This is a genomic window from Brachybacterium horti (assembly GCF_054777615.1).
The window spans coordinates 488,413-502,294 of the sequence record NZ_BAAHAM010000001.1 but is presented as its reverse complement, the minus strand read 5'-3'; the positions used below and the strand labels follow the sequence as shown (position 1 = coordinate 502,294).

Annotated in this window: 8 protein-coding genes and 1 pseudogene; 4 read left to right on the top strand and 5 right to left on the bottom strand. The window is 75.4% G+C overall.

Annotated elements, in window-relative coordinates; all coding sequences use genetic code 11:
* The first annotated feature begins 146 nt into the window (after positions 1 to 146).
* Both tgt and ACYVAP_RS02460 read left to right on the top strand, forming a co-directional pair.
* The gene (tgt, locus tag ACYVAP_RS02465) at positions 147 to 1,472 is read left to right on the top strand and encodes a tRNA guanosine(34) transglycosylase Tgt (RefSeq protein WP_498859371.1); all 1,326 of its coding nucleotides are present in this window, start codon (positions 147 to 149) and stop codon (positions 1,470 to 1,472) included.
* Positions 1,469 to 3,094 carry an outer membrane protein assembly factor BamB family protein gene (locus ACYVAP_RS02460; RefSeq protein ID WP_498859370.1) on the top strand — a complete coding sequence of 542 codons (1,626 nt, stop codon included), beginning with the start codon at positions 1,469 to 1,471 and terminating at the stop codon, positions 3,092 to 3,094. Before tgt ends, ACYVAP_RS02460 begins: the two co-directional genes overlap by 4 nt.
* 25 nt (positions 3,095 to 3,119) lie before the next feature.
* Here ACYVAP_RS02460 and ACYVAP_RS02455 read toward each other — a convergent pair whose 3' ends face one another.
* Together ACYVAP_RS02455 and ACYVAP_RS02450 are read right to left on the bottom strand one after the other, a co-directional pair.
* A complete protein-coding gene (locus ACYVAP_RS02455; protein WP_498859369.1) occupies positions 3,120 to 3,752 on the bottom strand; it encodes a hypothetical protein in 633 nt (210 codons plus the stop codon).
* Positions 3,753 to 3,858: 106 nt separating this feature from the next.
* On the bottom strand, positions 3,859 to 6,843 hold the full coding sequence (locus ACYVAP_RS02450) for a glycoside hydrolase family 2 TIM barrel-domain containing protein (protein ID WP_498859368.1): 2,985 nt from the start codon (positions 6,841 to 6,843) through the stop codon (positions 3,859 to 3,861).
* Positions 6,844 to 6,964: 121 nt separating this feature from the next.
* Between ACYVAP_RS02450 and ACYVAP_RS02445 the strand changes: the two genes are divergently transcribed.
* On the top strand, positions 6,965 to 8,494 hold the full coding sequence (locus ACYVAP_RS02445) for a DUF3375 domain-containing protein (RefSeq protein WP_498859367.1): 1,530 nt from the start codon (positions 6,965 to 6,967) through the stop codon (positions 8,492 to 8,494).
* On the opposite strand, the gene ACYVAP_RS02440 is transcribed toward ACYVAP_RS02445, so the two are convergent.
* The gene (locus ACYVAP_RS02440; RefSeq protein ID WP_498859366.1) at positions 8,464 to 9,951 is read right to left on the bottom strand and encodes an MFS transporter; all 1,488 of its coding nucleotides are present in this window, start codon (positions 9,949 to 9,951) and stop codon (positions 8,464 to 8,466) included. The two genes, ACYVAP_RS02445 and ACYVAP_RS02440, sit on opposite strands and share 31 nt — an antisense overlap.
* On the opposite strand from ACYVAP_RS02440, the pseudogene ACYVAP_RS02435 reads away from it, so the two are divergent.
* A pseudogene (locus tag ACYVAP_RS02435) lies at positions 9,915 to 10,935 on the top strand (helix-turn-helix transcriptional regulator). The gene ACYVAP_RS02440 and the pseudogene ACYVAP_RS02435 overlap by 37 nt on opposite strands.
* A gap of 15 nt (positions 10,936 to 10,950) precedes the next feature.
* Here ACYVAP_RS02435 and ACYVAP_RS02430 read toward each other — a convergent pair.
* Both ACYVAP_RS02430 and ACYVAP_RS02425 read right to left on the bottom strand, forming a co-directional pair.
* Positions 10,951 to 11,325: an MGMT family protein gene (locus ACYVAP_RS02430; protein WP_264449645.1), complete on the bottom strand. Its 375-nt coding sequence runs from the start codon at positions 11,323 to 11,325 to the stop codon at positions 10,951 to 10,953.
* Positions 11,326 to 11,447: 122 nt separating this feature from the next.
* Positions 11,448 to 13,832, bottom strand: a complete 2,385-nt coding sequence (locus ACYVAP_RS02425) for a hypothetical protein (protein WP_498859365.1) — start codon at positions 13,830 to 13,832, stop codon at positions 11,448 to 11,450.
* Positions 13,833 to 13,882 lie beyond the last annotated feature (50 nt).

The window sequence follows — 13,882 nt, the reverse complement described above, 5'->3', positions numbered from 1 at the left end:
CGCGGCGCCCGCCGCGAGCGCCCCCGCGACGCGGACGAGGGCGCCGTCGTCCCGAGGGCGGCCGCGGTCATCGGAGCGCGCCGCCGGCCCCCGCCGCACGCTCCACGGCGCGATCCCGCGAGCCCGTGCCGTGGGACCATGTCCCGGTGACCCCTGCAGACGCCACCGCCCCCGCGGCCCCGACGGGCGCCGCCTCCGCCGTCCCTCCGCCCTCGGCGCATCCCGGGCGCGCGGGCACCGGCTTCGCCGTCACCGCGCAGAACGGCGAGAAGGCCCGCGCGGGGGTCATCTCCACGCCGCACGGCGAGATCGCGACGCCCGCCTTCATCCCCGTGGGCACCAAGGCGACCGTGAAGGCCGTGCTGCCGGAGTCGATGACGGAGCTGGGCGCGCAGGCTCTGCTCGCGAACGCGTACCACCTCTACCTCCAGCCGGGGCACGACCTCGTGGACGAGGCGGGCGGGCTCGGCGCCTTCATGAACTGGCCCGGTCCCACGTACACCGACTCGGGCGGCTTCCAGGTGATGAGCCTCGGCGCCGGTTTCAAGAAGGTGCTCTCGAGCGAGTTCTCCGGCGGGGAGAAGGCTCGCACGGCCTCCGGTGAGGACGATGCCGTCGCCGAGGGCAAGGAGCGTCTCGCGCACGTCGACGACGACGGCGTCACCTTCCGCTCCTTCATCAACGGCGACGTGCACCGGTTCACGCCGGAGATCTCCATGCAGATCCAGCACGGTCTCGGGGCGGACGTCATGTTCGCCTTCGACGAGCTGACCACGCTCATGAACTCCCGCGGCTACCAGGAGAGCGCCCTCGAGCGCACCCGGCTCTGGGCGATCCGCTGCCTCGCCGAGCACGCCCGGCTGAGCGCGGACCGCACCCATCGGCCCTACCAGCAGCTGTGGGGCGTCATCCAGGGCGCCCAGTACGAGGACCTGCGCCGGAAGGCGGCGCGCGACCTCGGCGCGATGGACGTCGAGGGCTGGGGCTTCGACGGGTTCGGGATCGGCGGGGCGCTCGAGAAGGAGAACCTGGGCACGATCGTGGGCTGGGTGACCGACGAGCTGCCCGAGGCCAAGCCCCGGCACCTGCTCGGCATCAGCGAGGTCGACGACCTCTTCACCGCGGTCGCGGCGGGGGCGGACACCTTCGACTGCGTCTCCCCGTCCCGCGTGGCGCGCAACAGTGCGGTGTACACGCGCACGGGCCGCGTGAACCTCACCGGCTCCCGCTACCGCCGGCAGTTCGCCCCGATCGACGAGACCTGCGACTGCTACACCTGTACGCACTACACGGCGGCGTACGTGCACCACCTGTTCCGGGCCAAGGAGATGCTCTCCTCGACCCTCTGCACGATCCACAACGAGCGCTTCGTGGTGCGGCTCGTGGACCGGATCCGCGCGGCGATCACCGCCGGCGAGCTCGACGCCCTGCGGGAGGAGACCACCGGCGCCTACTACGGCACCCCGCGGTGACCGAGGCGGACGTCCCGGACCCCGGCAGCGCACAGGGGCCCGAGCGCTCCTGGGCATCCCCGGACGACGGCTCGTCGCGGCCGGACCCGGTCGCCTGGACGGGCGCGGCGGTCGTGCTCGGGGCGCTCGCCGGGGTGTGCGCCCTGCTCGGCGATCATCTGCTGCTGGGTGTGCTGCGCATCGCCGCGGGCGTCCTCGTGGGTCTCGCGGCCGGGGCCGGCCTGGTGGCGCTGCTGCGGGTCCGGGGTGCGCTGCTCCTGCCCGCCGCGGCGGTGCTGGCGCTCGCGGTCGCGACGGCGCTCACGGCGCCGGCGCTCATCGCCGCCCGCGCCCCGTCGCTGGACTCGGCCGCCCTCGCCCGGATCGCCCCGCTCGGCGACGGCGACACGGTCGTCGGCCTCGGCGCGGCGGGCGCCCCCGTGCTCGTGCGCCGCGCCGCCGGGGGAGGGCAGCTGCTGAGCGGCACCCGTGTCCATGCGGTGGAGTCCGGGGCCGGCGAGGCGCTCGCCCTCTCCGCGGACGGGACCCGTCTGCTGCGGACGAGCGAGGCGGGCACCACCGTGCTCGATGCCGGCGGGGGCGGGGAGCCCGTCGCCCTCGCGACGCTCCCGGGGCCGGTGCTCGCCCTGGCCGGGGACGTGGCCGTGGCGCGCGTGTGCGAGGCGGGGTCGTGCCTGCTCACCGGGTACGACCTGGCCGAGGCGCCCTCGGCGGATGCCGTGCCGGAGCCGCTCTGGCAGGTCCTCGACGGGGACGCCTCGACGACGCCGCGCGGGCCGGACCCGGGCACGGGCGGCCCTGCCGCCCCGGCGATCGCGGTCGACGACGCGCCCGCGGGTCTGCTCGACGCGATCACGGCCACGGGCGTGGTGCCCGCGGTCCCGCTGCGCTTCGAACGGGCCCAGGGATGGGTGCAGCTGGACCCGACGACCGGCTTCCCGGTGGGCCGGGTGCTCGCCGGCCCCGAGGACCCGTGCCGCATCGCCGCGACCGATCCGGTCCCCGGCGACACGGAGCCCGTCGTGCTCACCCTGTGCGCGGGGGAAGATGGCGCGCTCACCGCGACCGCGACCCGGGACGGCGAGGAGCTCTGGACCTCGGACCCGTCACCCGCGGGGGAGTGGACGGTGCGGATGGAGGACGGCCGGGTCCTCGCGAGCGGGACCGAGGCGGGGTCCGGCGCGACCGGCGAGATCGTCGCCTCGGAGGCGGGCGGGGCATGGTCCCGCCCCGGCGGGGCCGGGGTGGAGCAGGCGAGCGCGTTCACGAGCCGGGTGGGCATCGACGGCTCCCGCATGGTCGTCACGAACGATCAGGGCCAGCTGCTCGCCTACGACACCGCGACCGGGGAGAACACGTGGAGCGCGCCGCTCGCCTCCCCGCTCGAGGACCTGCGCGGCGACCTCGCGGCGGGCACCGTCGCGGTGGTGACGTCGGCGCCGCGGGAGCGGTCCCTGGACCCGCGCTCGGGGGTGCGGGTGCGCACGATCGACGCGGCGAGCGGACGGCTGCAGCTCGACCTCGTGGCGCGTGACGGCGACGAGGTCGAGGGCGTGCACGCGCTGGGTGACGGTCGGGCGCTCGTGACGACCGGGGATGCCGCCTACCTCCTCGGCCCGTGAGCGCGGGCCGTGGGGGCGCCGGGTGTCAGGCGCGCTGGGCGACCCAGCGGCGGATCATGATCGCGCCGGCGAGGAGCGCGCCGCAGATCACGAGCCAGCGGATCGCCTCGAGGACCGCCGAGATGATCGCGACGGCGGTGTACGCGTCGTAGCCGGCGTTCGCGACGATCACCTGCGTGATGATGCGGAGGATCCAGGAGGCGACCACGCCCAGCAGGAGCGCCGCGACGATGACGATCGCGCCGGTGCGGCCGCGGCCGGTGCCCTGGACGATCGTCATGATCGCGAGGACCAGCAGCGCGATCGAGAGGATGCCGTTCACCGCGAGGGCGAGGAGCGCGAGGATCCCGCCGATCCCGGCGGTGACGAGGGCGGCGTCGGAGTCCCCCGAGGAGGCGCCGATCGCACCGGCGGCGAAACCGGTGGAGAAGCCGATGATGTCGACCAGGGCGCGCACGGCGACCACGGCGATCGTGAGGATCAGGATCCACGTCGCGTACGCGGCGACCTTCTCCTCCGGGCTGCGCGTCACCGGGGCCCACTGACCCTGCGGCGCCTGCCCCGGCTGGGCCCACTGCCCCTGGGGCCCCTGCCCCGGTTGGGCCCACTGCCCCTGCGGTGCCGGCTCCTGGCCCTGCGATCCGTACCCCTGCGTCATGGTGCTCCTCCGTGTCCCCGGGACACGAGCGCGCCCCCGCGCCCAGCCTATCGGCCGGTCACGGGGGCGCTTCACCCCTGTGCACGGGGCGGGACGCCTGCTCGGGTCAGGCGCCCGGGGTGAGGCGGAAGCCGAAGCTCCGCTCGGAGGCGTCCAGCACGTACTCCTGCAGCGGCGCGGGGCCGCAGGCCGCGGAGCCCACGCCCTGCAGCGCCGCGGAGAGCGTCACCCAGGTGCGGCCGTCGGCCTCGAGCGCGCCGTCGTGGTCCTTGCGGTCGAGCTCCGCAGTGGACCAGGGCCGCACGGCGAGGCCCAGGCCCTCCGGCGCATGCAGCGCGAGGGAGCCGGCCTCGCCGCGCAGGTCCGCGGCGACGACGCGGTCCCGGTTGCCGTTCTCCTGCGGGAACACGTACCGCACCTGCAGGTCCTCGAGGGTCGAGGTCCACAGGCCGACGGTCGCGCCGCCGCCGGTGTCCGGGTAGGACTCGTGCGGGCCGGCGCCGTCGTAGGCGACCTCGTCGAGGCCGCCCGGCAGGGCGAGGGTCCAGCCCACGCGCGGCAGCGGGAGGTCCGCGGGCCAGTGCGCGGCCGGGGTGACGGTCACGGCCGCCTCGACGGCGGTGGCGTCGCCGCGCCAGGTGGTCGTGACGTCCGCGCCGAGGGAGCTGCCGTCCAGGTCCAGCCGGGTGCGGACCACGAGCGCCTCGCCCTCCGCCGTGAGCGAGACGAGGCGGCGGCGGGGCACGTCCAGACCGATCCGCTTCCAGCGGGCCTCGAGCGGGTAGTGGGTGCGGGCGCGCTCGTTGTCCACGGGGGCGCGGTAGAGGTCGACGTCGCTGTGCTCGACCTCGAGGCCGCCCAGGGCGACCAGGCGACCGAGGTCGTCGAAGCGGGCGGGGCCGAGTGTCCAGGAGCCGTCCTCCTCCCGGACCGGCGCGGCGGCCGCGCCGAGGGCGGGCACCGCGGCCGCGCGGGCCGCAGGGTCCACGTGGTCCGCCGCGACGATGAGGTGGTCGGCGGGGACGGGCCCCTCGGCTTCACGGGTCAGCAGACGCACCACGGTGACGCCGGCCTCCGCGGCGGGCAGCGCGAGCGTGCCGCTCTCGCCGGGGGCGAGCGCGGGGAGCTCGAGAGCCTGCCAGGTCAGCTGGCCGTCCACGGAGACCTCGGCCCGCAGGTGGGAGAGGTCGCGGAAGGCGTGGCGGTTGGTGAGCGTCGCCGAGCCGGCGCCCACCTCGAGCTTCACGGGGGAGTAGTGGTGCTTCGCGTCGAGCAGCGCGGGGGAGGGCGTGCGGTCCGGGAGCACGAGGCCGTCGGCCACGAAGTTGCCGTCGTGCAGGCGCTCGCCGAAGTCGCCGCCGTAGCCCCAGATGCGGTTCCCGGCGGCGTCGGTCGTGACGAGGCCGTGGTCGATCCACTCCCAGATGAAGCCGCCCTGCAGCGAGTCGAACTCGTCGGTCAGCGCCATGTATTCCTTGAGGGAGCCGGCGCCGTTGCCCATCGCGTGCGCGAACTCGATCCACAGGAAGGGCTTGGTGAGGGCGGGGGCGTCGTCGAAGCCGTCGTCGGCCGCGTCGAGGCCGAGGGCGCGCAGCATGCCCACGAGGCGCTCGCGGAACTCCGGGCTGAGGGACTTCTCGCCGATCTCGCGGCTCTCCTGCACCGAGGGGTACATGAGGGAGAAGAGGTCCGCGTCATCGGTGCGGTAGTCCTGCTCGTAGAGCACGGGGCGGGTCGCGTCGGCGTCCCGCACCGCCTGGATCATCGCGGTGGTGACGGAGCCGGTCGCGGCCTCGTTGCCGATGGACCACAGCACGATCGAGGCGTGGTTGCGGTCGCGGCGCACGAAGCGGTCGGTGCGCTCGACGAGCGTCTCGAGGAAGCGGGGGTCGTCCGCGGGCCGACGGGCCGCGCCGGTCGGGTCCTCGCCCCAGGTGGAGTCGGCGTGGAAGCCGTGGGCCTCGAAGTCGCCCTCGCAGATCACGTACAGGCCCTGCTCGTCGCACACCTCGAGGAAGCGCTGGTGGGGCGGGTAATGGGAGGTGCGCACGGCGTTGAGGTTGTGCCGCTTCATGAGCGCCACGTCGAGGTCCTGGTTCCGCGGGTGCTGGGTGCGGCCCACGTGCTGGTCGACCTCGTGGCGGTTCACACCGCGGAAGACGACGCGCTCGCCGTTGACGCGCAGCACGTCGCCGTCCACGACGACGCGGCGGAAGCCGAGCTTCAGGCGCACGGTCTCCGCGCCGGAGTCGGCGGTGACGGTCGCCTCGTACAGGGAGGGGATCTCCGCGCTCCAGGGGTCCACGGGGCCGACGGGAACGGGGGCGCCGTCCGCCGGGACCTCGAGGTCGAGGGCGGGGATGCGCACGGTCGCAGGCACGGGGGCGCCGTCGGCGTCGGTCGCGAGCGCCGTGAGGGTGCCCTCGCCGGTCGCGGGGTCGTAGTCGGCGTGGGTGACGAGGTCGTGGATGCCGCCCGCGGGGCGCAGCAGCAGGTCCACGCTGCGGAAGATCCCGGACATCCACCACATGTCCTGGTCCTCGACGTAGGTGTTCACGGACCACTGGACGACCTGCACGTCGAGCCGGTGCTCCGCGGCGCCGTCCCCACCTGCGCCGGCGAGCGCGTCGGTGACGTCGAACTCCTGGGTGAGGCGGCTGCCGGAGGTCACGCCCACCTCGGCGCCGTCGATCAGCACGTGCGCGGAGGAGTCGACGCCCTGGAACCGGAGCAGCACGCGGCCGCCGGCGGCGAGGGCCCCGGCCCAGTCGGCGGGAACGGCGAGCGGGCGGGAGTAGTGCCCGGTGGGGTTCTCGTCCGGGACGTGGGGGACGTCCACGGGGATCGGGTAGACGACGTTCGTGTACTGCGGGGCGCCGTAGCCCTGCAGCTGCCACAGGCCGGGGACGGTGATCGGGGCGGGCTCACCGAGGTCGGAGCCGTCGGCCCGGGTGCCGTAGCGGAAGTCCCAGGTGCCGTCGAGGCTCACCTCGGGGGCGTCGGTGTGCAGGTGGGCGCGGCCGCGCAGGCGGTTCCGGCCCGCGGGGAGCTCCTCCCACCACGGGGCGGTCTGTGGAGTGGGGGTGGTCATCGTGCGGCTCCTCGTCGAGTGCGGTGGGACAGGGTTCGTGAACGTTCCCGAGGAACAGCGTAGACCCTCGCGCCGCCCCGTCGGGCGACGCCGACCGCCCGCGCCGTTAGACTCGCTCCTCGTGACCTCGCCTGCGCCCGACGACCGGTGGACCGACCGCCGCCATGACGCCGTCGCGGCCCGCAAGGACGCCTACGAGCAGCTCCGCCGCGCCAGCACGTGGCGCCTGCTCGCCGCGACCAAGGCCCCGGCGGTGCTCTCGATCCTGCAGGCGACCTTCCCTCCCGGCGACCGCCGCCTGCCCCGCTCCGAGCTCGTCGCCCGCGTGGGCGCGCACGTCGGCCTGCTGCGCGACGAGGATCCCGCGCCCGAGGACGGCGCCGTCACCGGCCGCACCGCTGGGGACTACGTCGACACCTGGGTGCGCGAGGGCTACCTCACGCGCCGCGACGACCAGCAGCACAGCGAGACGACCTTCGAGCCGAGCCCCGCCACGATCGACGCGATCCAGTTCATCGCCTCCCTCGAGGACCACCGGCCCACGACCACCCAGTCCCGCCTGACCCTCGTCATCCAGCAGTTCGACCGCCTCGCCCAGGAGACGGAGACGGACCGCGACGTGCGCCTCGCGGATCTGCAGCGGCGCCGCGAGCGGATCGAGCAGGAGATCCGCGACCTCGCCGAGGGCGAGCTGCTGCTGCCCAGCGCCGAGGCCTCCGCGGACCGCCTGCGCGACATCCTCCAGATCGCCGGCGAGCTCTCCGGCGACTTCCTCCAGTACCGCGAGGACCTCCGCGCCGTCGACCTCCACCTGCGCGAGCAGATCCTCTCCCCGGAGACCGCGCGCGGCGAGATCCTCGAGCAGCTGCTCGCGGGCGACGACCTCCTCGGCCAGTCCACCGTGGGCCGCACGTTCACGGCCTTCTTCCGCATGCTCAACGACCCCGTGCAGACGCGCGAGGCGCAGGAGCTCGTGGACCGCCTCCTCGAGCGCGACTTCGCCCGGGACCTCGACCGCACCGAGCGCGAGCGGCTCGCGAACGTGTTCAGCGACCTCTACGAGCCGGCGCAGGAGGTGCTCGACGTCAAGACGGAGCTCTACCGCTCCCTCGCCCGGTTCGTGCGCTCCCAGGACTTCCGCCAGCACCGCGTGCTGCTCGAGGTGCTCCAGGAGGCGCAGGGGCTCGCCCTCGCGCAGAAGGACGAGGTCCCCACGCGCACCCCGTTCCCGCTCGAGCTGGACCTCTCCCGCGTCCTGCTCTCCTCCGTCTCGCAGCAGCGTCTGAAGGACCCCACCGACCCGGGCGCCCCCGCGGAGGCCGAGGTGCACGACGCGACCGCGCTGAGCGTCGAGGTGCTCCAGGACCTCGTGCGCACGAACGACATCGACATCGTGGGCCTCACCGGGCACGTCAACGCCGTGCGCGGCTCGGGCGCGCAGGGAGGTCAGGCCTCGATCGGGGACGTGCTCCGGGCGCGCCCCGCGGAGCAGGGCCTCGCGAGCGTCATCGGCCTCATGTTCCTCGCGACCCAGCACGCCCAGCAGCGCGAGGGCTCCACGGAGATCGTCACCTGGCGGGAGCTGGACGGGAAGGACTACGCGGCGAAGGTGCCCGCCTACTACTTCCTCGAGGACGTCCCCGTCGACTGACGCAGCGAGCGCGCGAGCGCGGCGAAGACGAGCGCGCACAGGGCGTGCACGGCCAGCACGATGACCAGGGCGTGGTCCGCCGCGCCGCCGTCGGCCCCGGCGAGGCTCCGGAACAGCCCGCCGAGCACCGCGACGCCCAGGGTCAGGCCGAGCTGCTGCGCGGTCGCGAGGAGGCCGCTCGCGATCCCGGCGGCCCACTGCGGCGCCTGCGAGAGCACCGTGCTCAGCAGCGGGCCGAACATGAGGGCCTGTGCGGCGCCCAGCGGCACGAGGCCCCACTGCAGGGCCATCGGTGAGGAGTGGCCGGTGAGCACGAGCGCCGCGAGGGCGAGGAGCGTGAGGGCCTGCGCCACGGCCGCCCGCGTCATGGTGCGCGGCCCCGCGCCGGGCAGGAGCCGCGGCAGCAGCGCGGAGGCGGTCACGAAGGCGATGCCGAAGCCGAGCACGAGCAGGGCCGGGCCGAGGGTCCCGCCGTCCGTCCGCAGCTGGGCGAAGGAGGTCACCTCGTAGAGGAAGGCGCCGTAGGTGACGAAGAACAGCAGGGCCATGAGCAGCCCGCGGTGCACGACGGGCAGGGCGAGGGCCGAGGGCGGGACCACGCCGAGGCGGCCGGCCCGCTCGGAGCGCCGCTGGAGCATCCAGAACGCGGCGAGGGCGAGGACGCCGGCGGCGAGGGAGAGCAGGGTCCACAGCGGCCAGCCGACGGAGCGGCCCAGGGTGAGCGGGATGACGAGCAGCAGGAGCGTCGACCCGAGCAGCGCGGCCCCGCCCGCGTCGAGGGCGAGCGGGGCCGAGGAGCGGGTGCGGGGCACGCGGGGGAGCCCGGCCGCGCCGATCAGGGCGATGAGGCCGATGAGCAGCTGCACGGCCCGCCATCCGAGGTGCTCGGGCAGGGCGCTCGCGACGAGCCCGGCCATGAGCTGACCGACGACGGTGCTCACCCCGGCGACGGCTGCGAAGAGCATGAGGCCCGTGGTGCGCAGCGGCTCGGGGGCCGCGGCGCGGATCGTGGAGAGCACCTGCGGGGTGAGCAGGCCCGCGGCGATGCCCAGCAGCACCCGCAGGACGACCGCGGCGTGCAGCGTGGGGGCGAAGGTCGTGAGGACGCTCACGAGCACCATCGACAGGGAGCCCACGAGCAGCAGCCGACGGCGGCCCCAGCGGTCCCCGAGCCGGCCCGCGATCACGAGGCTCGCGGCGAAGGCGGTGGTGTAGGCGGCGAGCACGAGCTGCTGGCCGGAGGCGTCCGCGCCGAGGTCCCGGCCGATCGGGTCCGCGAGCACGTTCGCGGAGCCGAAGACGATGTTGACCGGCGCGTACGCGAGCAGCAGCACGGCCAGACCGCCGCGCGTGAGGGTGCCCGCGGCGGGGTCGGGGTCAGCGGCGGGGCCGGTGTGCGGGGCGGGCGCCGCGAGGGCCGGTGGGGTGGGGGCGGGAGCGCGGAGGGAGGACGACATGCCCCGACCCTCCGCCCGCGCGGATCCTGGGACCAGGAGTGCGCTCATACGGGTATCACCACCACCTGGATAGCGGGGTCCGTGGGGTCCAGACTGGCCCGGTGCCTGATGCAGAAGCCTCCGTCACCCGCCGCAAGGAGCTCGGCGCGTTCCTGCGCGCCCGCCGCGAGAAGGTGACGCCGCAGCAGGCGGGGCTCCCCGGCTCCGGCCGCCGGCGCACCCCCGGCCTGCGCCGCGAGGAGGTCGCCCAGCTCGCCGGGATCGGCACCACCTGGTACACGTGGCTCGAGCAGGGGCGCGCGACCGGCGTCTCGGACCAGGTGCTCGACGCGGTCGCCCGGGTGCTGCGGATGACGGCCGCGGAGCGACGCCACCTCGCGGTGCTCTCCGGCCGGGCCCCCGCGAAGCGGACGCCGCTCATGGAGGTCCGACCCGAGCACACGGCGCTGCTCGAGCAGCTGCTGCCCTTCCCCGCGGCGGTGCAGACCGACGCCTACGACCTCATCGCCGCGAACCGCACCTACCGCCACCTCTTCGGCGATCTCGACGCGCTCCCCGTCGAGGACCGCAACTGCGCCTGGCTGCTGTTCACGGACCCCGGCTGGCGCGGCGCCCTCCCTGCTCCCGGACATCGTGGCCCGCCTGCGCGGTCGGCATGCCGAGCACCGCGGCCGCGGCCGGGTCGACGAGCTGGTCACGCGCCTGCAGGGCACGTCGGAGGACTTCGCACGGCTCTGGGAGCGCGGGGACGTCGCCGACGACCGCTCCCGGCTGCGCCGCTACCGCTCCCCTCGGGCGGGGCTGCTCACCGTGCACTTCCAGAGCCTGTGGCTCGACCCCGACCGCGGCTCCCGGATCGTGGTCATGGTCCCGGCGGACGACCTCACCCGCGAGCGCCTGGTGCGCCTCGCGGCGGCGGTCGCGGAGGACCCGGCCTGGACGGCCCCGCTCGCGGTGGCCGACGGCGCCTCCCTCGTCGGCTGAGCAGCGGCCGGGGAGTCAGCCCTCCTCGAGCTCGGCGAGCGCCGGTGCGGCGTCGGCGCGGAGCTGATCGAGGTCCGCGCCGAAGCGGCTCATCCGGCAGCCGAGCCCGTTGGGCTTGATCTCGATGCCCTCGGCCTCCCAGTGCGGACGCGCCCGGGCGAGCAGGGGATGGTCGCCGCTCGCGTTCGTCACCCGCCACCACGCGACCGACGATCCCCAGGTGCCCATGATGCGGCCCACGAGGCGCGGGCCCACGCCGACGATCGCCCCGACCTCGCCGTAGGCGACGACGCGGCCCGGCGGGATCGCCTCGACCACGCGCAGCACCCGCTCGACGGTGAGGTCGTCCATGCGGGTGCGCGGGGTGGTCGGCCGACGGTCGCTGGGCATGGGGGGAAGTCTGGCACGCGGGGGAGGACCGGACACGGACGAGCGGCACCCGTCCTGCCGGGGCAGGGCGGATGCCGCTCGTGGTGCGCCGGGTCCCGCGGTGCGGGCTCAGCGGTGTCGGATCAGCGCCGGGGCTGGTCGCCCTCCTCAGGAGGGATCACGCCGTCGGTGCCCTCCTCCGGAGCGCGGAACTCGGGCGACCGGTCGTCGGTCCGACCCTGCCCCTGGCCCAGGTAGTCCTCGTCCTCCCGGAGGAACTCCGCCGGCTCTGCGCCGAACTGGCCCTCGCCGTAGGGGGAGACGCGGGCCTGCTGGTCGCCGTACTGCGGCGCCTGCTCGCTGTACTCGCGGCTCACACCGTCGTACTGCGGCAGCGACGCGGAGGAGCCGTCCGTGGCGGAGGCCCGCTCGGCACCGGTCGACGCGTCCCACTTGGCCTTGTCGCCGGACGCCCCGCGATCGTCGGCCGTGTAGTCCTCCTGCACGGTCTCGAAGACCGGGGTGGAGCCGGCGGAACCGCCGACGTTCCCGTCGCCGTCCTCGCGCACCTCCGCCCAGCGCTGCTCGGAGCCGTTCTGCCCGGCGGTGCCCTGACCGTAGGAGCTCTGCTCGTACGAGCCCTGAACGGAGGGGCTCTGACCGGCACCGTACGCGGCGGACGAGTCCTGCTCGGTCCCGCGGACCTCGGCGCCTTGGCCCTCGCGGGTGGACTCGCCCGAGGCGCCGGCGAGGCCGGCCCCGCCGACGGCTCCGGCTGCCGCACCGGCACCGGTCGGGGTCGTCCCGGACTCCACTGGGCGGGCCTCGCCGGAGGCGGTGTCGCCGCCGAGGTCGCCCTGCGGGTCGCGGATCACGTCGGGGTTGTCCGCGGCGGAGCCGTACCGGGTCTCGTCGCGGTCGCCGTCGGAGCGATCCTGGCCGTCCAGCGCACGACCCTCCTGCACGAGCCCGTCCTGCTCGCGTGCGGAGCGGTCCTGAGGATCGCGGCGATCCTCGAGGCCCTGTCGTGTGCCGTCGGCATCGCGGTCCTCACGGTGGTCACCGTCCTCGCGGTGATCCCGGTCGGCGCGGTGGGAGGCGGCGGCACCGGCGGCGACGCCACCAGCGGCCCCGGCGCCCACGGCGGCGGTCGCGCCGCGGCCGCTCCCGTCGCGCTCCGTCTCGTCACGGCCCGCACGGTCACGGTCCGTATCGTCACGGACGGCGCCGTCACGAACGGCGTCATCACGAACGGCGTCGTCACGAACAGCGCCGTCACCGACGGTCGCATGGCGGCGGTCGTCCTGACCCTCCGGACGGTCGCCGAGGGTGCGGTCCTGCTCGGCGCGGCGGTCACCCTCGAGCCGACGGTCGTCCTCGGAGCGGAGCCCGTCCTCACGGTTCCCGAGGTCTCCCTGCGGGTCGCGGATCACGTCGGGGTTGTCCGACGCGGAGCCGGCGGCGTAGCCCCCGGCGGCACCACCGGCAGCGCCCGCTGCGGCGGCGGTCCCTGATCGGCCCGTCCCGTCGCGACCGGAGCCGTCGCGATCGGTCGAGGTGCGGTGCTGCTCGGTGCTCTGTGCGCTCTGGGTGCCCTGGGCGCCGCCGTCGATCGGACGGTCCTGCCCGCTGACGGCCCGGTCCTGCGTCGTGCCCTCGGCGACGGGCTCCTGGGCATGACGCCCGCGGTGCTCCTCATGGCGCGAGGCGGCGGCCCCGGCGGCGGCGCCGCCCACCGCCCCGGCGCCGAGGCCCACCGCGGCGGCGGTCCCGGCGCCGCTGCTGTGGCGGTGCTGGTCCTGGTCCTCGCGGGTCTGCTCTGCCGTGCGGCCGGTCCCGGCATCCGTGCGGTCGTCGACGGAGCTGTCGACGGCGGCGTCCGCCGTGGTCTCGCGAGAGGTCCCGACCGTGCGGTCCTCCGCACGCGTGTCGCGGCCGTCGGCTCCGGTCACGCCGGCCTCGGAGCCCGTGGGAGCGGGCTCTGCGCGGTGGTCCCGGCCCTGCGAGGCGGCGACCGCGGTCGCGCCACCGGCGCCCGCCCCGGCGGCCGCCGCGGTCCCGGCACCCGAGCCGTCACGCTCCGTGCGCCCGGCATCAACCGTGCCGTCGGTGCGGCCGGACGCCTTCTCGGGATCCTCGACATCGGGGTCCAGGCGATCCGCCTCGGCGAGCTGCTCCTGCACCGCCGAGCGGTCCTGCTCGACCGCGGTGCGCTGCTTCTCCGCCTCGGCGCGTCGGCGCTCGGCGTTGATCTGCTCCTGCTCGGCCTCCTTGGCCTTGCGCTCCGCCTCGAGGCGGGAGCGGTCCGCATCGAGCTCGGTCTCGCGGGCCTTGAGGTCGCGCTCCTTCACGGCGGCCTCGTCGGCGCGTGCCTTCTCGCGCATCTCCGCGGCCCGCTGGCGGTCCGCGGCCTCCTGCGCCTCGCGGCGCTTCCGGGCGCTGCGCGCACCCAGGACGATGAGGAGGATGATCAGGAGGATCACCACCACGGCGATCACGATGATCAGGGGGACAGAGACGTCTGACATGGCTGCTCCTTGCCGTCGGTCCCCGGCCCGGCCGGGACGGGGATTCCTGC

Excerpts from the sequence above, each read along its gene's own strand:
- ACYVAP_RS02455 (WP_498859369.1), bottom strand. The coding sequence starts at position 3,752 with ATGACGCAGGGGTACGGATCGCAGGGCCAGGAGCCGGCACCGCAGGGG.
- ACYVAP_RS02450 (WP_498859368.1), bottom strand. The coding sequence starts at position 6,843 with ATGACCACCCCCACTCCACAGACCGCCCCGTGGTGGGAGGAGCTCCCC.
- ACYVAP_RS02440 (WP_498859366.1), bottom strand. The coding sequence starts at position 9,951 with ATGTCGTCCTCCCTCCGCGCTCCCGCCCCCACCCCACCGGCCCTCGCG.
- ACYVAP_RS02430 (WP_264449645.1), bottom strand. The coding sequence starts at position 11,325 with ATGCCCAGCGACCGTCGGCCGACCACCCCGCGCACCCGCATGGACGAC.
- ACYVAP_RS02425 (WP_498859365.1), bottom strand. The coding sequence starts at position 13,832 with ATGTCAGACGTCTCTGTCCCCCTGATCATCGTGATCGCCGTGGTGGTG.